This window comes from Synechocystis salina LEGE 00031 (assembly GCF_015207985.1).
Classification (GTDB): Bacteria; Cyanobacteriota; Cyanobacteriia; order Cyanobacteriales; family Microcystaceae; genus Synechocystis; species Synechocystis salina.
On record NZ_JADEVV010000029.1, the window covers coordinates 1 to 18,491 of the forward strand.

The 18,491-nt window shown below is 48.2% G+C and carries 15 protein-coding genes; 8 read left to right on the forward strand and 7 right to left on the reverse strand.

Translation table 11 applies throughout. The annotated features are described in order from the left end of the window. Positions 1 to 320, forward strand: a 320-nt coding sequence (locus IQ217_RS11065) for a transposase (RefSeq protein ID WP_194019989.1), incomplete at its 5' end; no start/stop codon positions are given. A gap of 863 nt (positions 321 to 1,183) precedes the next feature. Here IQ217_RS11065 and IQ217_RS11070 read toward each other — a convergent pair. Further along, positions 1,184 to 2,359, reverse strand: a complete 1,176-nt coding sequence (locus IQ217_RS11070) for a n-acyl-d-glucosamine 2-epimerase (RefSeq protein ID WP_194019990.1) — start codon at positions 2,357 to 2,359, stop codon at positions 1,184 to 1,186. Positions 2,360 to 2,617: 258 nt separating this feature from the next. Here IQ217_RS11070 and IQ217_RS11075 point away from each other — a divergent pair, with 258 nt between their 5' ends. The 3 genes from IQ217_RS11075 (at position 2,618) to IQ217_RS11085 (ending at position 5,986) form a co-directional block, all read left to right on the forward strand. Beyond that, positions 2,618 to 3,430: a tetratricopeptide repeat protein gene (locus tag IQ217_RS11075; protein ID WP_228024039.1), complete on the forward strand. Its 813-nt coding sequence runs from the start codon at positions 2,618 to 2,620 to the stop codon at positions 3,428 to 3,430. A gap of 120 nt (positions 3,431 to 3,550) precedes the next feature. Then, positions 3,551 to 4,810 carry a bifunctional ornithine acetyltransferase/N-acetylglutamate synthase gene (argJ, locus tag IQ217_RS11080; RefSeq protein ID WP_228024038.1) on the forward strand — a complete coding sequence of 420 codons (1,260 nt, stop codon included), beginning with the start codon at positions 3,551 to 3,553 and terminating at the stop codon, positions 4,808 to 4,810. Positions 4,811 to 4,873: 63 nt separating this feature from the next. Beyond that, positions 4,874 to 5,986 (forward strand): hypothetical protein, encoded by a 1,113-nt coding sequence (locus IQ217_RS11085; RefSeq protein WP_194019993.1) that lies wholly within the window; start codon positions 4,874 to 4,876, stop codon positions 5,984 to 5,986. A 144-nt stretch (positions 5,987 to 6,130) separates the two neighbouring features. On the opposite strand, the gene der is transcribed toward IQ217_RS11085, so the two are convergent. Continuing rightward, the gene (gene der, locus IQ217_RS11090) at positions 6,131 to 7,489 is read right to left on the reverse strand and encodes a ribosome biogenesis GTPase Der (protein ID WP_190598764.1); all 1,359 of its coding nucleotides are present in this window, start codon (positions 7,487 to 7,489) and stop codon (positions 6,131 to 6,133) included. Between the two features lie 181 nt (positions 7,490 to 7,670). On the opposite strand from der, the gene IQ217_RS11095 reads away from it, so the two are divergent. Both IQ217_RS11095 and IQ217_RS11100 read left to right on the forward strand, forming a co-directional pair. After that, positions 7,671 to 10,175: a hypothetical protein gene (locus IQ217_RS11095; RefSeq protein WP_228024037.1), complete on the forward strand. Its 2,505-nt coding sequence runs from the start codon at positions 7,671 to 7,673 to the stop codon at positions 10,173 to 10,175. Positions 10,176 to 10,461: 286 nt separating this feature from the next. Further along, positions 10,462 to 11,028, forward strand: coding sequence for a hypothetical protein (locus tag IQ217_RS11100; RefSeq protein ID WP_190598762.1), 567 nt, complete (start codon positions 10,462 to 10,464; stop codon positions 11,026 to 11,028). 74 nt (positions 11,029 to 11,102) lie between these two features. Here IQ217_RS11100 and IQ217_RS11105 read toward each other — a convergent pair whose 3' ends face one another. Next, positions 11,103 to 12,182, reverse strand: a complete 1,080-nt coding sequence (locus IQ217_RS11105) for a PIN/TRAM domain-containing protein (protein ID WP_194019995.1) — start codon at positions 12,180 to 12,182, stop codon at positions 11,103 to 11,105. A 175-nt stretch (positions 12,183 to 12,357) separates the two neighbouring features. On the opposite strand from IQ217_RS11105, the gene IQ217_RS11110 reads away from it, so the two are divergent. Both IQ217_RS11110 and IQ217_RS11115 read left to right on the forward strand, forming a co-directional pair. After that, positions 12,358 to 12,588 (forward strand): hypothetical protein, encoded by a 231-nt coding sequence (locus IQ217_RS11110; protein WP_190598760.1) that lies wholly within the window; start codon positions 12,358 to 12,360, stop codon positions 12,586 to 12,588. 87 nt (positions 12,589 to 12,675) lie between these two features. After that, positions 12,676 to 13,974: a GAF domain-containing sensor histidine kinase gene (locus IQ217_RS11115; RefSeq protein WP_190598759.1), complete on the forward strand. Its 1,299-nt coding sequence runs from the start codon at positions 12,676 to 12,678 to the stop codon at positions 13,972 to 13,974. Here the strand turns inward: IQ217_RS11115 and IQ217_RS11120 are convergent. The 4 genes from IQ217_RS11120 to IQ217_RS11135 form a co-directional block, all read right to left on the reverse strand. Then, on the reverse strand, positions 13,971 to 14,816 hold the full coding sequence (locus IQ217_RS11120; protein WP_194019996.1) for a M48 family metallopeptidase: 846 nt from the start codon (positions 14,814 to 14,816) through the stop codon (positions 13,971 to 13,973). The genes IQ217_RS11115 and IQ217_RS11120 overlap by 4 nt on opposite strands. Before the next feature lie 324 nt (positions 14,817 to 15,140). Further along, positions 15,141 to 15,662 (reverse strand): late competence development ComFB family protein, encoded by a 522-nt coding sequence (locus tag IQ217_RS11125; protein WP_190598757.1) that lies wholly within the window; start codon positions 15,660 to 15,662, stop codon positions 15,141 to 15,143. A gap of 178 nt (positions 15,663 to 15,840) precedes the next feature. Further along, on the reverse strand, positions 15,841 to 16,053 hold the full coding sequence (locus IQ217_RS11130) for an Hfq-related RNA-binding protein (RefSeq protein WP_190598756.1): 213 nt from the start codon (positions 16,051 to 16,053) through the stop codon (positions 15,841 to 15,843). A 105-nt stretch (positions 16,054 to 16,158) separates the two neighbouring features. Beyond that, positions 16,159 to 18,411: a hybrid sensor histidine kinase/response regulator gene (locus tag IQ217_RS11135; protein WP_194019997.1), complete on the reverse strand. Its 2,253-nt coding sequence runs from the start codon at positions 18,409 to 18,411 to the stop codon at positions 16,159 to 16,161. Positions 18,412 to 18,491: the final 80 nt, after the last annotated feature.

The following is an 18,491-nucleotide window of genomic DNA, read 5'->3' on the forward strand; positions in this document are numbered from 1 at the left end:
AAATGCAAAAAGACTTAATAGCGCCGATGTTATTCAGCGGAAGCTTAAATGCAACAGGTTTTGAAGGATGGCTTGAATTCTTTTTAATACCAGCATTGACAATGACGTCGGTGTTGATTATGGATAATGCCCCCATTCATCGAAAAATAAGGATTAGGGAAATAGTAGAGTCTGCAGGACACATTGTGTTATTTTTGCCAACTTATTCTCCAGATTTGAATGATATAGAGCATGACTTTAGTGCATTAAAGAGGGCGAGAATGCACGCACCTCCTGGTACTAGCATAGATAAGGTTATTCAAGATTACTGCATAGCCTAACGTCTCATAATTATCCTAATTAGCTATATGTGGATTTTATCCCATAGATAATTATCATAAACCATCCTATATTAACCCCAGCTATCAGACATTACTTTCAGATAAAAGATGGCAAAAAAAAAGAGAAAGAATTCTAGAGCGTTGTACAGAAATATGCGAAAATTGTGGAGCAACTAATAAAACACTAGAAATCCATCATTGTTACTATCGTTATGGACGTTATCCTTGGCAATATCCTGATCAAACCTTGTTAGGCTTATGTCGAGAATGCCATGAAAAACGTCATGAAGTCGAATTAAAATGGCGTTTGTTTCAGCCTCAACTTACTACTGAAGAAATAATCAATCTAAAAAAATTCCTTGAAAATTTCCTATGCTGGCATGAAAATAAAAACCGTGAAGATCTGGTATTTCCATTTCAAAGGAAGAGATTCCTCAAATTCATCAAACTTTTGAGCCAGTGGAGTCGGGGATTTAACAAAAGTCATTTTTTCAATCTAACCCAAGAACTTATTGCCCTAATTAATGACGCTGAAAATTCACAGGAAGAAGATTGAATTCGATCGCCAATCCCATCAAACATAGTCCCAGCGAAACGAATAATCAGAACATTATCATGCAAACTGTATTAACCCAGTAGCTGTTCTCTAGGCGATCGCCGTTATCTCAAAGATCCTTAAAACCTACATTCCGCAGGCTCTACCAATAGTTACTAAATTTTCGGGAAAACACTACAAATAGCGTAGTTTTCTAGTATTGATTGACTGGGAGTCAAGAGGCAAACCCCGAAATAGGCTTGCCGTCGTACTCGATTTCAGACGAAGGTGTACTATGTGCGGAATGTAGGTATTAAAGAACAATTAATTAACCAAGCGGAAGTTGGAGGGTTTCGGCGCAGAGCCACAGAGCTCGGGGTACGTGGAAACAGCCTTTCCATTTACCTCCTTTGAGGTTGAGTAACACTTCTCCTCGGCGATTCAAGTAGCCAAACCATTCCCCATACTCAGGATCGGCGAAATGACTCCAAGCGTAATCATGGACCCGCTCAAACCATTGCCAGCATTTTTCTTGGCCGGTGACTTGGTGACCCTTGGCTAGGGCAACCAGGGTTTCCAGATGTACCCACCAGAGCTTTTGGTCCCATTCCAGTTGTTGGGGAGGGTGGCCGTGGCGGTCGAGGAAATAGAATATGCCGCCAAATTCTTGGTCCCAGGCATATTCCAGGGTGTTCAACACCACTTCAATTGCTTGCTCCTGTAGCTGGCGATCGCCGGAGCGTTGGGCAATGTCCATCATGAACCACATGGCTTCAATACCGTGCCCTGGGTTAAGCAAACGCCCTTCAAAGCTATCGACAAATTCTCCATTGGGAGTCACCGCTTCCCGCATCAATCCTATTTCCGGGTCGAGGAAATCCGTCATTACTTCTTTGACGGTTTGGGCCAACACTTCTTCCACTGTGGTGGGGGGCAATAACCATTCCATCTCTAGGGTGAGGTTGGCTAAAATCATCGGCACCGCTAGGGATTTGAGCGGCCTAGTGCCTGGGTAGGACTTTTCGTATTGACCTTTGGGATTATGCTGACGCCGTAGAACGTTGTTGTAAGCCTGGAGGGCAATGGTCTTGGCTTCTTCCTCTCCACTGGCTAGAGCATATTGACTAAAGGCCATGGCGGCGAAGCAATCGGAAAAAACGTTATAGGGTTGACGCAGGGGTCTGCCTTCCTGATCCAAAGCAAAATACCAATTACCGTCTTGATCTCGGCCGTGGCGAGTTAAAAAATCAGCACCATGGCGGGCAATTTCTAACCATTGGGGCCTTGGTTCCAAACGGTTATAAAAAACGGCAAATTGCCATACCTGACGGCTTTGTAACCAAATGAATTTATCTGTGTCAAAAACCTGGCCTTGACGATCTAGACAGGTAAAGTAACCTCCCCCCTGGCGATCAAGGGAATATTTTTCCCAAAAGGGCAACACGTCCTGGTGTAGGGCCTGGTGATATTGCTGGGCTAGCTCCTGACGGCGATGGGCAATCATACAATTTAACTATTAATGATGCGATGGATGGCGGTGCACAATGGCTCAGTTTTCAGACAACAAAACAACATAGCACGGCTGGGCAAAACTGGCTTTTTGCTCCGGGGGGAGTAGGGTAAAAATTTTTCTATCATTGACGACTGTGAAAATTTGTTAAAAATCCTTACTTTGTCAACAAAAAGCGGGATTAATTTCAGTCTTTAAATCATCATTAAATAAAGGAGACATTTTTTCTTCCTCCGCCCAGTGTTGCCTGCCATGATTTGTTTGCCTCGTCCCCTTTTCCTTTCCCTAACGGCGATCGCCACCGTCGGTTTTTGTGCCTTGGGCCCTGGCCTAGGGGGAGTTTTACCTAGTCGGGCGGCCCTGACTCCTCCCTTTATTGCCCAGGAAAGGGATTCCGCCGTTGCCATAGAACAAAAGTTGTTGGAGGGATTTACGGAACTGGAAAATGGTTCCCCCCTTAAGGCGATCGCCATTTTTACCCAGGTGATCGACACCGATGGCCAGAATGCCGATGCCTATAATTTGCGGGGGGTAGCCTATATGGTGATCGAACAGTACACCGCCGCCTTGGCGGACTTTGACCAGGCCATTGCCCTGAGCCCCAACGATCCAGCCATTTATTTCAATCGAGCTAACGTCCACGGAGTACTGAATAATTACCAAGGGGCGATCGATGATTGTGGCCAGGGAATTTTGCTTGATCCCCAGGATGTAGATCTTTTGATCTGTCGAGGCCAAGCCCAATTGGGGTTAGAGCAACCCCGCCAAGCCATTCCCGATTTTGACCGGGCCATAGAGCTTGATCCCCGTTCTGAAGAGGCCCATTATTTTCGCGGACTCTCCTATACCATGGTGGGCAATTACGAACGGGCTTTGGCTGATTTAAACCGTACCATTCGCCTCAATCCCTCCAATGCCGATGCATTTATTCTCCGGGCTGGCATTCGGTCAGAGCAGGGTGCAGTGGAAGAATCCCTAGAGGACATGATCCAAGCGATTAATTTGCTTGATCGCCAAGGGGAATTGGAAAAAGCAGCAGAAATTCGCCAATTATTGGGCTATTGATCCCATCCTCAGGTGAGGGCGAGGGAAAATTGACTAGAAAATCAGCAATTCCTGACCAGGGTTAAATGACCAATAATTAACCCCAAGCAGAACTGCTATGATTGACCTCTGAGTTTGAGAATGTGGCAGGCTTTTCCTATGGCTGACTGGCAGGTAATTGAGGGCAACATCACCGCCCCCAAAGGTTTTAAGGCGGCAGGCATCACGGCGGGGCTAAAACCGTCCGGTTCCCCGGATTTAACCCTGATTTACTCCGAAACTGAGGCGATCGCCGCCGGAGTTTTTACCACCAGTCAAGTGCGGGCGGCCTGTGTGGACTATTGCCGCCAACGGTTACAGGCTAAGGCCAGTGCCAGAGCTATTTTGGTCAATTCCGGGCAAGCCAATGCCGGCACCGGCAAACAGGGCTGGGACGATGCGGTGGAGTCGGCCCAACTGTTGGCCCAGGGACTAAACATTTCCCCCGAAAGTATTCTGCTGGCTTCCACTGGGGTCATTGGCCAACGGATCAAAATGGAGCAGTTACGCCAGGGTATTGCGCCATTAATCCAATCCCTTGCCCCCAATGGCGGCGACAAGGCCGCAAAGGCAATTATGACCACAGATTTGGTGCCCAAAACCATCGCCCTGGAAACGAAAATTGACGGTCGACCGGTAAGGATGGGGGGCATTGCCAAGGGATCCGGCATGATTCACCCCAACATGGCCACCATGCTGGCCTTTGTCACCTGTGATGCGGCCATTTCCACTGCCCTCTGGCAACAGATGCTGAGCCGAGCCACCCAAAAAACCTTTAACCAAGTGACGGTAGATGGGGACACTAGCACCAATGACAGTTTGTTTGCCTTAGCCAATGGGGAATCCCGCACCGCCGCCATTACGGAAATGGGCCCCAATGCCGAGAAATTGGAAGCCATGCTCACCGCTGTTTGCCAACATTTGGCCAAGGCGATCGCCAGGGATGGGGAAGGGGCCACCTGTTTGATCGAAATTCAAGTCACTGGGGCCCCCGACGACCAAGCCGGTAGGGCCGTGGCCAGAACCATTGCCGGATCCTCCTTGGTGAAATCTGCTATTTTTGGCCGGGACCCCAACTGGGGGCGCATTGCCGGGGCCGCGGGGCGAGCCGGAGTCAAGTTTGACCAAAATAATCTACGGATTAAATTAGGGGATTACGTTCTCATGGACCAGGGGCAACCCTTACCCTTTGACCGTTCCGCCGCCAGCAATTATCTCAAACAGGCCGCCGCTGGAGCTTATTTACAGCAGGACACAGTGTTAATTCAAGTGGATCTGGGCACCGGTTCGGGCCAGGGTACTGCCTGGGGCTGTGATTTGAGCTACGACTATGTACGGATCAATGCGGATTATACGACCTGATCTGTTTGGTCACTGGGATAAAATCTAGTCCTATTGCCTCGCTCTGTTGTTAGACTAGTATCCATGACCCGTTCTATCCCTAAAATCCGTGAGCAGTTAACTCAGATTGAAAATCAAACGGCGATCCTGGGGCATCACTTTGCTGCCACCTATGACCAGTATGCCCAGCGCCTGGGGCAAATTCTCCAGCAACAGGGGGTCTATGCCGTTTATCAGATTTGTACGCAAATTTATCCCGATGCTTTTCTCCAGCTAGACTATAGTCCCCGCCACAAATTTCAGAGCCAATTACGCACGGCGATCGCCAAGTTTTATGATCAACTGCTAGCAAACCTGGAAAAGGAAGGGATTTTTTTGGACTCTTCCCGCCAGGAGCAGATTGTGCCGGAACCGGAGGGGAATACAGAGGACGCCGAGGAATTGATCCTATTGGGGAACGATGGAGATAACCCAGAAGAGAAAAAATCAGAAGATAGCAATGTTCCAGACCTACAGGAAATCAAAGACTTTCTCAGCCAAGCTTTACAGAAAGAAGGCCTATCCCTAGAAATGCTATTGCCCCAAGGAATGGGAGCCACGGAGGAGAAAGCACCCACGGTGATCAAAACCCCCGAGGATCTACAAAAATGGCATTTACAGGTCGAAAAAATCCTGCACCGCAGCGTGGTGGCCCTGTCAATGAACATTAATCGTTTGCTCACTGCCAGTAAAATTATTCCCCCCAATCTTCCCCTACACATTCTCGAAATGGCCCTACAGTCGGAAGATGACCGCCTAGCCCCCAACCGAGAAAAGATGCCCCACGTGGTCAATTTATTGATTGAAAAAGCCCAAAAGCCCGAGTCGGAAAATGTCTCCCCACCCTCCACTGACGAAGGCGAAGAAGATACGGAAAACGATGACGATGAAGACCTCTCCCCAGAAGCCATAGAGGAATTGATTCAGCGGTCTAAACGGGGACAAATTAGTCGTTTGACAGCCCTGAATTTACGGCTGAAAGATCTCGAATTTAGTGACGTTAATTTGGGTTTAATTCGTAAACAAATTCACACCTATCTAAAGGATCTGACCAAACTGGAAAAGCAGTATCGTCAGTTAGAGCGACAGCAGGTAACGGCCAAGGCGGAATTGGCCTGGCGTAGTACTTGGCAAAATCAAGACAATGGTGGAGCCTAGTGAGGTTTATCCAATAAAAACTGGCCAGGAAATTAGTTGGAAACCAGATACAAGTTCCCCAATATTACCGGAACTTTTAGGGGCGATTTGAGAGCAGACTAAAACCTTGCAAGTCAACCTGTAAAGGGTCAACCATTTTAAGCCTTAGACCTTGGTGGCACGGTTACGACTACCTTCCACTTCCCTCACTTTTTTACCCCGCCAGAATAATCGGATGGGGGAACCGAAAAAGCCCAGTTGTTTACGAAATTGCTTTTCAATATAGCGGCGGTAATTGTCGTTAAACCGGTTGGGATCGTTCACAAATAAGGCGATCGCCGGTGGTTGGGTAGAAACCTGGGTGCCGTAATAAATTTTGCCCTGTTTACCCTGGCGGGTGGTGGGGGGAGAATGCCAACTAACGGCTTCTTCCAGCACTTCATTGATCACGGCGGTGGTGACCCGACGGCGATGTTCCTGGGCGGCAATATCCACACAATCAAGGATTTTTTGTACCCGTAGGCCGGTTTGGGCACTGACAAAAATCATTTCGGCCCAATCCATGAAATAAAGCCGAGCCATCAACTGCTCCCGATGTTCGTAAATGGTGTAGGAGTCCTTTTCCACCGCATCCCATTTATTGATCACCAGTACGACTGCCCGGCCATCTTCAATGATGCGCCCCGCCAATTTCAGATCCTGTTCTGTTACCCCATCCAAAACATCCAGTACAAATAAGACCACATCGGCCCGACGAATAGCCTTAAATGCCCGGTTGATGCCAAAAAATTCTGCGCCATAGTCCACATTCTTTTTCCGCCGAATGCCGGCAGTGTCAATCAGGCGATATTTTTGGCCGTTGCGTTCCACCACCATATCGATGGCGTCCCTGGTGGTGCCGGAAATTGGACTAACAATGGCCCGTTGTTCTCCAGTTAAAGCGTTGAGCAAACTGGATTTACCCACATTGGGACGGCCGACGATCGCCACTTTGATCTCATCTTCCTCCAACTCCTCTTGGGTGGGGGGCAAATATTCCAACAGAGCATCGAGTAAATCTCCTGTGCCACTACCGTGGATGGCCGACATGGGGTAAGGTTCCCCCAGCCCCAAATGCCAAAATTCCGCCGCTTGAATAGCACCTTGGTCAGGGGATTCACATTTATTTACCGCTAAAATTACCGGGACGGATTGTTGCCGGAGCCACTGGGCAATTTCCTCGTCGCTAGCGGTGGGACCCTGTTGTCCATCCACCACAAAAATGGCCGCTTTCGCTTCCGCTAGGGCCAAGTTAGCCTGTTCTCGGATTTCTGGTAAGAATTCGCTGTCATCGTTGAACACTAACCCTCCCGTATCTACCACTTGGAAATCCCGGTCTCGCCAAAAAGCTGGACGATAGGTACGGTCCCTCGTGATGCCTGGCTGATCATGGACAATCGCTTGCTGGTTGCCGGCTAAACGATTAACGAAGGTGGATTTACCCACATTGGGGCGGCCGATGATGGCGACGATGGGAAGGGACATAGAAAATTACAAGCAAAAAATTGAGAATAATGAAGAGAAATCCGTGGCTTTGTGGCGATCGCCGTCAAACAAACTTAAAGAAAACATTTATTTCCAGCTTTGGCCGAAATTAATACGTATTCTAAAAAATAGGGATATTATGTCTTCTGATGGGTGTGAGTTTTGAGTGAGGAATAATTACATGGCTTTCAAAAAACCAACTCAGGCGCTTGGTCTACTAGGGGCATGGTTAATGCTCGGAGCCTGGAGTAGCGACACGGATCACCATAGTATCAGTTCTCCGCCGGCTTTGGCTGACCTATCATTGGTCTCCAACAAAAAAATTCTCCCTATCTTCACTTCAAACAACTATTACAGTTCGACTACTCCTCTTTTCCCAGCAACCCTGGTTAGCCAACGTCCCAGTCAATCCGGCGATCGTTCCATTTTAATTGTCGAAGAAGAGGAAGATAATTTTGCCGTTCTCCAAGCCATTACTCTCACCGTTGATAACGTAATTTTGCATATTAATGGGCAACAAACCGCCGCTGAGCTGATCTTAGATCCTCGCACCAATCGTTTAGCTCTAGTGGTAGAAGGAGTAAAACTAGCCGATTCCATCCCCATCAACCAGGACAATGCCGGCCCCGATGGCACTCTGATGAAACGTCGCCTCAAAATTAAACAATTAGACCGGGGTGTGGTGGAAGTTAGTCTTAATGCCCAGGAACAAAGTTGGGCCGTCCGCTCCCATAGCCAAGGTTTACTCTTAGCCCCTATGGCGATCGCCAGCACAGAGGAAACCCTAGAAGTTGAAGTTAGGGAGGAGGTTAGTCAAGGAGAATTATCAGCTGAAGAAACTTTAATGCTTTCTGAGGCAACGGCGATCGGCGGAGAAGGAGCAGAAGGAACAAGTGTAGAAACAACAGTTACAGAATCTTCTCACCTTACCCAAACTGACAAACTCGAGATTATTACTGGCCCCATTGACCCCACATTTTCTCCCGAAGAAAGTACCACTGAAATTATAGAAACAGCAATAGAAAACGATAGTAGTCAAGAAAAAATAGAAGTAGCTCAGACTGATCAAATAGAAACAACAGAAGTTGAAATCATAGAAACCGAAACCCTTGACAGTGTTGAATTTATCCGAGAGCAAGGGGCGGAAGAATCTCCCCAAAAACAGCCTGAAATTACCACACCTTTATTACGCCAACCTTTAAGACTATTACACCTGCCCACAGCCAACCAACTTTTGCAGGGACAAGTACTGGGCACATTTGGTCAGACCCAAACCTTTGGTGGGCCAGGTACGGGTAATCAAACCTATTTTATTTATGCTGACTGGGGACTAATCAATGACCTCCAAGTCGGTTGGTCTTTTATGTACAATGACGACCCGACCTACAACGCTGTTAATGGATCTTTTATCGAGCAGTTATATCAATCCACGGGTCCTAACCTAAAATACAACATTTACAGCGATGAAAATTGGGGTATCGGCGTCCTAGGTTCCATTGAGCAATTTCAAATTTATAGTGGCCCTGGACTATTCAATAATGCCACTTCTCCCACCTTGAGTAGAACTGTTGCCGGGACCGTACAACTCCCCATTTCTTATAACTTGAGTGAACAATTTCAGGTTACTTTTACACCGGCAGTTAATATCTTTTCTGATAGTCTCAATAGCGTTCCTTTTTACGGCACGGTCTTTAGCGTGGGATTGGGAGCAAATTGGCGTGTTTCCGAGCAACTTTCTCTTTTTGGCAATACCGTGGTTCCCCTATCGGGCGGCAATTCTATCAACACATCTAGGGAAATATCTAAAACTCCCATTTGGTCTTTCGGTGCTAGTTATGCATTTAGTAAAGCTGTAGGTTTTGAATTGAGCTTAACCAACGCCTTTGGCGGTACCCCGGCTACCGGTGTTTTAACTTTACCCACCGCTGCTAATGAAATTTTGCTGGGAGCTCAGTTCAAAATAGCCCCCCTGGGCAAAGAGGTTCATCATGTTGACTATACCGACCGGCAAAAAAGACTATTGTTTGACTGGTTTACCCTCACAACTCCCTACGTTTTTCCCACCGATGATTTCGGCATACGTTTTACAGCGGATACGGGGGGCAGTGTGGGTGGAGGAATTTTTTACAGCGTTTTGCAAAATTTCCAAATGGAGTTGCTCCTTTCTTCCATTGGTGGTTTTGACACCCAATCAGTTATAGACTCATCCCAGGGAACAGCGACCCAATGGCGTTTAGGGGGCAAGCTTTTATTTTTAAACCAAGCCGATGGGGATCCCCTCTCAATCAGTGGCCGTTTGACTGGTGGTCGTGATATCAGTGAAGCAGAACAAGGATATTTTATGCTTGAATTTCCCTTTATGTATGAAGTCAATAATCAATTAGCTTTGCTATTTTCTCCCAAGGCTGCAATTACTGGTGGCAAAACTCCGGTGGGTTTGGGGTTAGGGGCGAATTATCAGATTTCCCCTGTCATACAACTAATTGCGGAAGTGACTCCCCTTGTGACTGGTGAAAGACTGGTATGGTCAGCCGGTTTAAGACTATTCCCTTTGGAAAACTTGGCGATCGATTTAATGGGCACCAATGCCACCAGTCAGCTTGATTTGGGAGAATTACTGGCGGAGCCGGGCACTCGCTTCTCCGCAGGCATACAATGGCGCTTTGGACAGGGCTCTAGTAAATAACAAATCTATTTCTTTCTCCCTTGGGCCAATAAATCTTGGGTTTTGACTTTCCGGAATGGGGCAATTAAGATTTATGGCGGATCTGCCGCTTAGCTATATGGCCGTAGACGTAAAATCTCTGCCCTATTCTTTTCTAAATTCCAAGCAGGCACAGCTATGGATCTTGGGCTCAGAGAAGAGGGGAAAAAACGGTGTGCCGGTGGGGACTGCTAAAATTGTGGGGTCTTCGGACCATGTCCCCGGACAAATGATCTTAATTGATGGATTGGTGTAATCGGAAACAACCATGCGAATTTGGCCAGTGGTTCTGACAGGATTAGTTCTCATTTTCCTTTCCCTTAGTGGTGGTTGGGCGATGGCCCAGACCTGGGCTCCCCATGGCCAACCGAAGGATAGCTTAATAGCCCAGGCAAGCATTCCACAGAATTTGCCCCCAGTTATTCCTGACAATCCCCGTTCCGTTGATCCGATTCCGACCCGTTACCTGCCCGGTTTTGAGTCCTATATTGAAACCTGCACTGGCTGTCACATTGCTCTGCCACCGGAAGTGTTGCCCCTGGAGTCCTGGCAGGAAATTTTGCGCCGTCCGGATGTTCATTATGGGGTCAGCATCCCTAATATTAATCGTCTGACCCAGTTACTCATTTGGGATTATGTGAGTACCTTCTCTCGACCATTGCCTCCCAATACTCCAGTTCCCCTCTATGCGGAGAAATCACGCTTTTTTAAGGCTCTACACCCAAGGGTTCCTATGCCAGAGGAGGTAACAAGCAATACCTGTGTCACTTGTCACCCCGGGGCAGAGGTTTTTGATTTTATTACCTTGGCTCCCCAATGGCAGGACGCTCCCTAGGCAAAGGCTGATCTAAACAGGCAAATGCCACTGAAAATAGTTTTTGCCCTGCCCGAGGAAGGGGGATTGTGCGCCTACGAAGCTAGTACTGAAGGAGTTTTGGCAAAAATCATCCGACCAGCGGAGGTTTGTAAAGCTGAAGTGACAATGACCTGCAGTTCTGAGCCCACATGGTTGCGTCCTTCTTCCACCACCACCATGGTGCCATCTTCTAGATAACCTACTCCCTGGGAAGCTTCCTTGCCTTGTTTGACAATTTTTAATGCGAGGGAATCCCCTGGCAGGTAAATGGGGCGCACTGCCTGGGCTAAATCGTTAACGTTGAGAATTTGTACTTTCTGCAAATTGGCAACTTTGCTGAGGTTGTAATCATTGGTCAGTAAAATGCCATTGATTTCCTGAGCCAAATGGACTAGTTTGGCGTCCACGGTGGCAATGTCGTCATAATCAGCAGAATGAATGACAATGCTTTCGGGAAAATCTGCCTGGATACTGCCCAGAATGTCCAAGCCCCGCCGGCCGCGCACCCGTTTTTGGTCGTTGCTCGCATCGGCTAATTGTTGCAGTTCCGCCAAGACAAATTGGGGCACTAATACCTGACCTTCAATAAAACCGGTGGCCAATAGGGGTTCAATGCGGCCGTCGATAATGCAACTGGTATCAACAATTTTGGGCGCGATGGGTTTGAGGGTGCCCTCGGCCAACAACATGGTTTCAATACTATTGGGGTTAATGAGGCGCATGAAGGTGCGGCCATGGGTGTCGGCCAAACTAATGCCAAGAAAGGCAAAAATAATACTGCCAAACACTGCCAGGGTGGGCTTAATAAACGAAAATTCCCCTGGAATGGGTAACAGAAAGATGGGGGCAAGCATGAGGTTAGCAATCAACAAACCAATGACCAAACCCACTGCCCTGGTGAGAATGGTTTCAATGGGAGTTTGACGAATCTGGTTTTCCAATCTGCGATAGGTAGTTTGGGCCACTAGCCCGATCGCCAAGCCGATAATGGACATGAATCCTGCCGCCAGCCATCGCAGGGCGTCCATGTTAGAAATCTGCATCTGTACGGAATCCGGTAACAGATCCACCACGGCGAAGCCGACCCCTGCAAAGGTGAAAATGGAGAGGAGAATAATAACGGCGTCTAACATGGCAGAGTTATGGAACTGGCGTTGATAACTTGGAGGCGGCAGGAAGTTTACAAAAATTGTTCAATCTGGATGGATTTTCCCAATTGGTAACTTTTCCTGAAGTTCCATATATTATATCCGCCTGGCCTGAAACTGATGGGATAGTATAATTGGTGAAGACCTCGTTTCTAAAGCCATGAATGATAATACCTCCGCCTCGCTTCGGGACTCTGAAAAAATAGAAGTTTCCATTCAGTTGGACTCGGATCTGATGGATCAAATTCAGCATTTGACCAATGAGCCGAATCGGGTAATTGAAATGGCTGTGAAGCAATGGCTAAGGGGGGAAAAACAACGGGATGATGAGCTAACCCGCAACTTACGCCGCAATCCCCCTGTTCCCCCCCGGGGAGAGTGGAACGACTAATTTTTCTGGCTTTCTCAGGGAGAGATAGACTCCATGGTTGGTTGTGCTATTTCTTCCCCTGACTCCATCACTTAACCACTTTTTGACATGGGACAGCCGAGCGATTTAACGGAATCCACCCTCAGATTTTCTTCTTTGGATCCTCTGCACCCCCCTGTTATTTCCCAACTGACGGCGATCGCCAAAAGGATCCGACGCAATAGCCTCCATCTGCCAACCATTTGGCAAGAGGCGGTGGATAGTATTGGTTCTACCTTGGGGGTAAGCCGTTGCCTGTTGTTGACCAGAGATACCCAAAGTCGTCACCTACAGATTGAAGCGGAATTTTGCCAGCCTACGGTAGCGGCGTTCACCAACCTGATTGTGCCGGAGGAAAGTGAAATTTGGCGGCGGCTATTTGAGCAACACCAACCCCTCACCCTCTACGATATCCAGTTTCAAGGGGAGGATTTGGCGGGGCTGTGGATTTTCCCTACCCTCTACCAAGACCAAGCCAATGGCTATCTCTGTTTGCAACAACTGAGCCCAGCCCCCGGCCCCTGGCATCCAGAAACGGAAGCCCTGCTCCAGGAATTGGCCGAGCAAACCGGAACGGCGATCGCCCATGCCACCCTCTACCAAGAATTAAGACAGGCCACCAAAGCGGCGGAGGAAGCATCCCGACTCAAAAGTGAATTCCTGGCCAGCACCACCCACGAACTCCGCACCCCGTTAAATGGCATCATCGGCTTTTTGCGGCTAATTTTAGATGACATGGCAGATTCTGAAGCAGAAAGGCATGAATTTATCGAAGAAGCTTACCAGTCTGCCCTATTGCTGCTGAATTTAATTAACGACATCCTCGACCTAGCCAAAATTGAAGCGGGGCGAGTGGGCATTGAATTGGAAGTGGTGGATTTTGGTGAAGTACTCCAGGCGACGGAAAATTTTGCCCTACCCCAAGCCCAAAATAAGGGCCTCAGCTTTTGCCTAACGGCTCCTCCCCAAAGACCCCTAGCGGTTTACGGCAATCAGCGTTGGTTGCTGCAGGTGATGCTGAATATTGTCGGCAACGCCCTCAAATTTACCCATGAAGGGGGTATCACAGTGACGGTGGAAGTGGTACCTCGCACTGTAGTTTGGGAAGGGGTGCAAAAACCAGGATTATTAAAAGTGAGCGTGGCAGACACGGGGATTGGGGTTTCCCTGGAGCAACAGTCCAAGTTATTTAAAAAATTTGTTCAAATTGATGGCTCCCATTCCAAAGCCTATGGAGGTACAGGATTGGGACTGGTAATTTCCCAAAAGCTGGTGGAAACAATGGGGGGCAAGGTGGCTTTTTTTAGCATGGGGGAAGGATTGGGGTCCACCGTCACCTTCACTGTTTTGCTAGAGGAATTACCCTAACGGAGGGTGGGGACCTGACGGCCAATGCGGCGGCTATAGGCTTGGGAGTCCAACCCATCCCCTTGGTAAAGGTATTGGGGCGGAATGCTCCTCTGCAGTGAGGTAATGCGATTTTGGGTGAGGGGATGACTGCTGAGGAACTCTGGAGCGGCGCCACTCTGTCGCTGTAGTTTTTCCATAAAACTAACCATGCCTGCGGGGGCATAGCCTGCCCGCACTAGATTCCTTAACCCCATGGCATCGGCGTTTAATTCATCTTCCCGGCTCATGGGCAGATTGAAGCCCAGTTGCATTGCCATTTGGACAATGTTATTTTCCCGCATACCAGCGGCGGAAATTAATCCCTGGGAAAGGCCCACATCCCGCATTCTAGTTACGGCGTCCCGATCAGCAATGTGGGCAATTTCGTGCGCGATGACACTGGCTAACTCGGCTTCATTTTCGGCGGCGGCAATCAGGCCAGTATTAATGTAAACAAACCCCCCCATGGTGGCAAAGGCGTTAATTCTGCGGTCATCCACCACCTGGAATGTGTAGGGAATATTGGGTCGGCTACTGGTGCGGGCTAACCGTTGGCCAATTTCGTCGATGTAACCCTGCAATTGGCGATCGCCGTGGGGACGAAATTCTCCCCGTTGGTAGAGTTGCTGATTAATCTGTTGCCCCAACCGTACTTCCTGCTGGTCAGAAAGATTGGAAAGTTGAATCACCTGTAGCCCTTGGAGCAATAAATTCATCCAGGATTGGGCCCCCGCTGGAGACGCAACCCCGACGGTAACAGTGGTGGTGAGAACAACAGTTAGAATCCAAGCAGCAAAACTTTGATAGCGACGAAAACCCATCTCGAATTAAGCCCAATTAATTCACAGCATCAGCCGGGGCTGCCATGGAACGGTAAAAGAATAGTTGGGGAGAATAAACTAGGGCAGAATCGGCCACAGCAGGCCAACTAATCATTACCATGCCAAGGATAGCCATCGACGGATAGATCAATCCTATGGCCGGGAACCTAGGGCCTCTCCCTGCCCTATGGCAGTTCTTGATTTGCTCTAATCCAATCGAACCACTGGACTAACTCCTCAGTCGCCTAGGTTTCCTTAAATTTCTCACTACTTTGTACTAACTTTATCGTAGTTCACCGCCATGGCCCCGGTTTCATGGTGTGGCTAGTCCTGGGCTAAGGCTTCTAGCAAGAGCGCCATTTGGCTAATCAAATCCTGCTTAACCAATGGTTCTAGGGGCTTACGGTCGGCGATTTGAGGACGATCAAAGTATCGACCCAGCCCTTCTTTCACCTGTTGTTGGATGAGAAATTCCAGTTCTTCGGAGGCCCGTTGACGTTGATATTCGGCCCCTTCTTCGGAGGTGGCGTACAGAGGCGGTAAGCGGTTGAGGGCATAGGCGGCAATGTCGGCAATATCAGGTTGTTTTTCCGTGGTTTTCTGATACTTAGACACCTGGGAAACCACCTCCGTCAGAACCATTTCTTCCATGACGTTAATAAACTGTTTGTGGGGCATGGCCACCACATCCCCGGCCAATAGGGCCGCCATCAGGCGATCAAGCGCTTCGTATTCCCCTTGATCCAAATCCACCCCACTTTCACAAAGACGACCCACTTCTGCTTCCATAGCGGGGGTAAGGTATCCATCCTGGACGGCTTTAGCGAAGATTTCTTGGATGCTCATGGGGGAGTTAATTCGGAGTGGAAGGGCTGACTTTGGGAGGAAAAAAGGACAGAGTTCTGGGACAGGTGCCGGCCATGGAGATTAGCTTAGTTCTATCAACGGGCCACAAAAACATGGTTTAACAATGTTGTTTAATCATATCTTTGGCCATTCATTGCTTTGACTGGATTATTAATTCCTAACGGCGGGGGGTGATGTAGGCGATCGCCGCTAGGCGCACAATGGTGGAACGTTCCGAGTCATCGACTAGCCCTAGGCCATCGCTATCTTGCCAACGAATAACACCGAAGATGGAATCCCCCGTTAGTAGTTTGACTTCCACCGGGGTTTGATCCTTGATCAAAAGCTGTACTTGGCGGACACTGGGTAATCCGCTATCAAATTTACTCATCGGTTTTCCTGCAACTCCCCTCAATCTTAATATGTTACCGGTATTTCGAGGATGGAAACCCCAAAAATCATCTGCCCACAGACAAAGTACTAACCATCAACAAATTTAGCGGAGAGGTTCCTGTTGGATGCTCTGCACCCGTTGCAAAAGTAATTCTGGCTGGAGAGGTTTAAGCAAGTAATCATCAATGCCCTTTTGGGACAACGCTTGCCACTCCGCTGAGGATAGGGACTCACTCAACAAAAAAACTGTAACTTTACTAATGCGCCGGGACTTTTTAATTCCCCTGGTTACTTCCGTGACATCGGCAAAATCCCCATCCACAATAATCAAACCCGGTTGTAACAGTTCTACCTGTTGCAGGGCATTGGTAGTATCAATTAACCAGATGACTTGGTAGTTAGCCACAGTCAATAATTCACAAATCAGTGTGGCAATTTCCTCATCCTGTTCAATGACGATCACACTGGAATTAAAGGGCATAACCGCATCCAACTTATCCTGGACTGGTCCCTTGGTGGCTAGGGGTAAACTCTGTTGGGGAATTATGGAGGTGAAAATTGTCCCCTGTCCTGGGCTGGATTCCACTTCAATGTAACCGCCATGGAGCTCCACCAACTGTTTAGTTAAAGCAAGGCCCACCCCACCGGTTTCATAAAAGCTAGTGTAGCTGTCTCCAACTACCTTAAAGGCTTCAAACAACACCGGCAACTGTTGTTCATTGATGCCAATGCCTGTATCCTCCACCTGAAAAATAGCCTGGTTCTTTTCTTTCCAAATGCGGAGGATAACTGTGCCTTCCGCCGGGGTAAATTTCAGTGCATTGTTGAGTAATTGGGTCAGAATTTGATCGAGCCTTTCCTGGTCAGCGCAGAATTGATCCTGGCCTAAATTAATCTGGTAGTCTAGCTCTAAATTGATTTGTTGCTTAACCGCTACCCCCATTAGGGAATGGATCACGGTCTGGGCTAGGGTGTGTAGGGAAAAGGATTGAATGTTGAGGGCTGTTTGACCAGATTCAAGCTGGGAAAGTTGGATAATGTTATTAATCTGATTCAACAATTTTTTGCCATTTTCTTGGATATTCAGCAGGTAATATTGTTGCTTGGCCGGTGGCAAAGAGGTGGGATGGTCAAACCACCTCAATAGGGTGCCAGAAAGACCAATAATACTAGTTAATGGAGTACGTAATTCGTGGGAAATATTATTAATAAATTGACTTTTAAGGAGGTTGGCAGCCTGGGCTGCCATGAGCGTATCCCGCAATTCCTTGGTCCGTTCAATTACCCGTTTTTCAAAGTTATTTTTCTGATTTTGCACTTCACTGTACAGTAGGGACTGAACGATCGCCACGGCTAGGTGTTCACCAATTTGACCCAAAAAATTCTTTTCGCTATCTAACCATTGCCGGGGATGGTGACACTGGTGAGCAATCAACAAACCCCAAAGCTGCTCTTCAACGATAATGGGAGCCACTAATTTAGCCCGTACTTGATAGCGTTGCAGCAGTCCGACTAAACAGTAGGAAGAAGAGTAGTGGTTTTCAATGTCATTGACCGCCACCACAGCGCCCTTGAGGTATTTTTGTTCGTAACTGAGGACTTGGGAAAAACAATCATTTTCAGTCATGATTCCCAGCATGGTGTCAATTTCTGGCGATCGCCGTGCTTCATAGGTTACCTCTCCATATTGCTGGCGGGGCTTGGGGGCCAATGTTGACTCTTCCCCCACTGAAGCAAGGGATGGCTGATGGTAATGGAATTGGTAAATAACTAGGCGATCGACAAAGAGAAATTTCTGCACCGCCGTCACGGCTTTATTGAGAATTTCCGCCAAGTCTAAGCTTTGACGAATCTGGGCAATGACTTGGCTGAGCACTTTTACCTGGCTGGCCTGCAGACTGTCCTGGAGGGAAGGCTCTGGGGAAAAGCTGGTGCTGTCACTGTTGAGAATTTCCAGTAGACCCAGGGTCAATTGTTCGGCGATGCTGGGACCAGACTGTTCCTCTGGCCGGTGGGGCATAGCCTCTGCTACGACGGGCAAATTTTGCTTGTTGATAAAATCTTCGATGATGCCCTGGGCAAAGGTGATCGACACCGCATAATGATGGGGGGAAATTTGTTCTCCTTCCAATAAAGCCCATTGCCCTGGACTAACGAGGAGTGCAAAACGGTGGTCGACCTCGGCATCAAGCACCGATGGTCCAGGGGAAGGTTTCAAACTGCTGGGTAAATCCCCCACAAAACACTGCACCCCATCCCCTGTTTGTTGGGCCATGGTACGCCAAAAACGGAGCAAGCGTTCAAAGGTGACAACAGGTAAAAGTCGACGGAAAATGGGGGAAAAAGCAGGTAGCATGCCGAATTGAACGTAGACTGGGCAGCGGCATTCAAGGACCAAGCCCCATGGATTTCTTTTTCTATCATGCCTAGGTTTTT

Coding starts and splice junctions, on each gene's coding strand:
- IQ217_RS11115 (WP_190598759.1), top strand. CDS start 12,676: ATGGGACAGCCGAGCGATTTAACGGAATCCACCCTCAGATTTTCTTCT.
- IQ217_RS11135 (WP_194019997.1), bottom strand. CDS start 18,411: ATGCTACCTGCTTTTTCCCCCATTTTCCGTCGACTTTTACCTGTTGTC.
- argJ (WP_228024038.1), top strand. CDS start 3,551: ATGTGGCAGGCTTTTCCTATGGCTGACTGGCAGGTAATTGAGGGCAAC.
- IQ217_RS11110 (WP_190598760.1), top strand. CDS start 12,358: ATGAATGATAATACCTCCGCCTCGCTTCGGGACTCTGAAAAAATAGAA.
- IQ217_RS11130 (WP_190598756.1), bottom strand. CDS start 16,053: ATGAGTAAATTTGATAGCGGATTACCCAGTGTCCGCCAAGTACAGCTT.
- IQ217_RS11075 (WP_228024039.1), top strand. CDS start 2,618: ATGATTTGTTTGCCTCGTCCCCTTTTCCTTTCCCTAACGGCGATCGCC.
- IQ217_RS11095 (WP_228024037.1), top strand. CDS start 7,671: ATGGCTTTCAAAAAACCAACTCAGGCGCTTGGTCTACTAGGGGCATGG.
- IQ217_RS11100 (WP_190598762.1), top strand. CDS start 10,462: ATGCGAATTTGGCCAGTGGTTCTGACAGGATTAGTTCTCATTTTCCTT.
- der (WP_190598764.1), bottom strand. CDS start 7,489: ATGTCCCTTCCCATCGTCGCCATCATCGGCCGCCCCAATGTGGGTAAA.
- IQ217_RS11125 (WP_190598757.1), bottom strand. CDS start 15,662: ATGAGCATCCAAGAAATCTTCGCTAAAGCCGTCCAGGATGGATACCTT.
- IQ217_RS11085 (WP_194019993.1), top strand. CDS start 4,874: ATGACCCGTTCTATCCCTAAAATCCGTGAGCAGTTAACTCAGATTGAA.
- IQ217_RS11070 (WP_194019990.1), bottom strand. CDS start 2,359: ATGATTGCCCATCGCCGTCAGGAGCTAGCCCAGCAATATCACCAGGCC.
- IQ217_RS11120 (WP_194019996.1), bottom strand. CDS start 14,816: ATGGGTTTTCGTCGCTATCAAAGTTTTGCTGCTTGGATTCTAACTGTT.
- IQ217_RS11105 (WP_194019995.1), bottom strand. CDS start 12,182: ATGTTAGACGCCGTTATTATTCTCCTCTCCATTTTCACCTTTGCAGGG.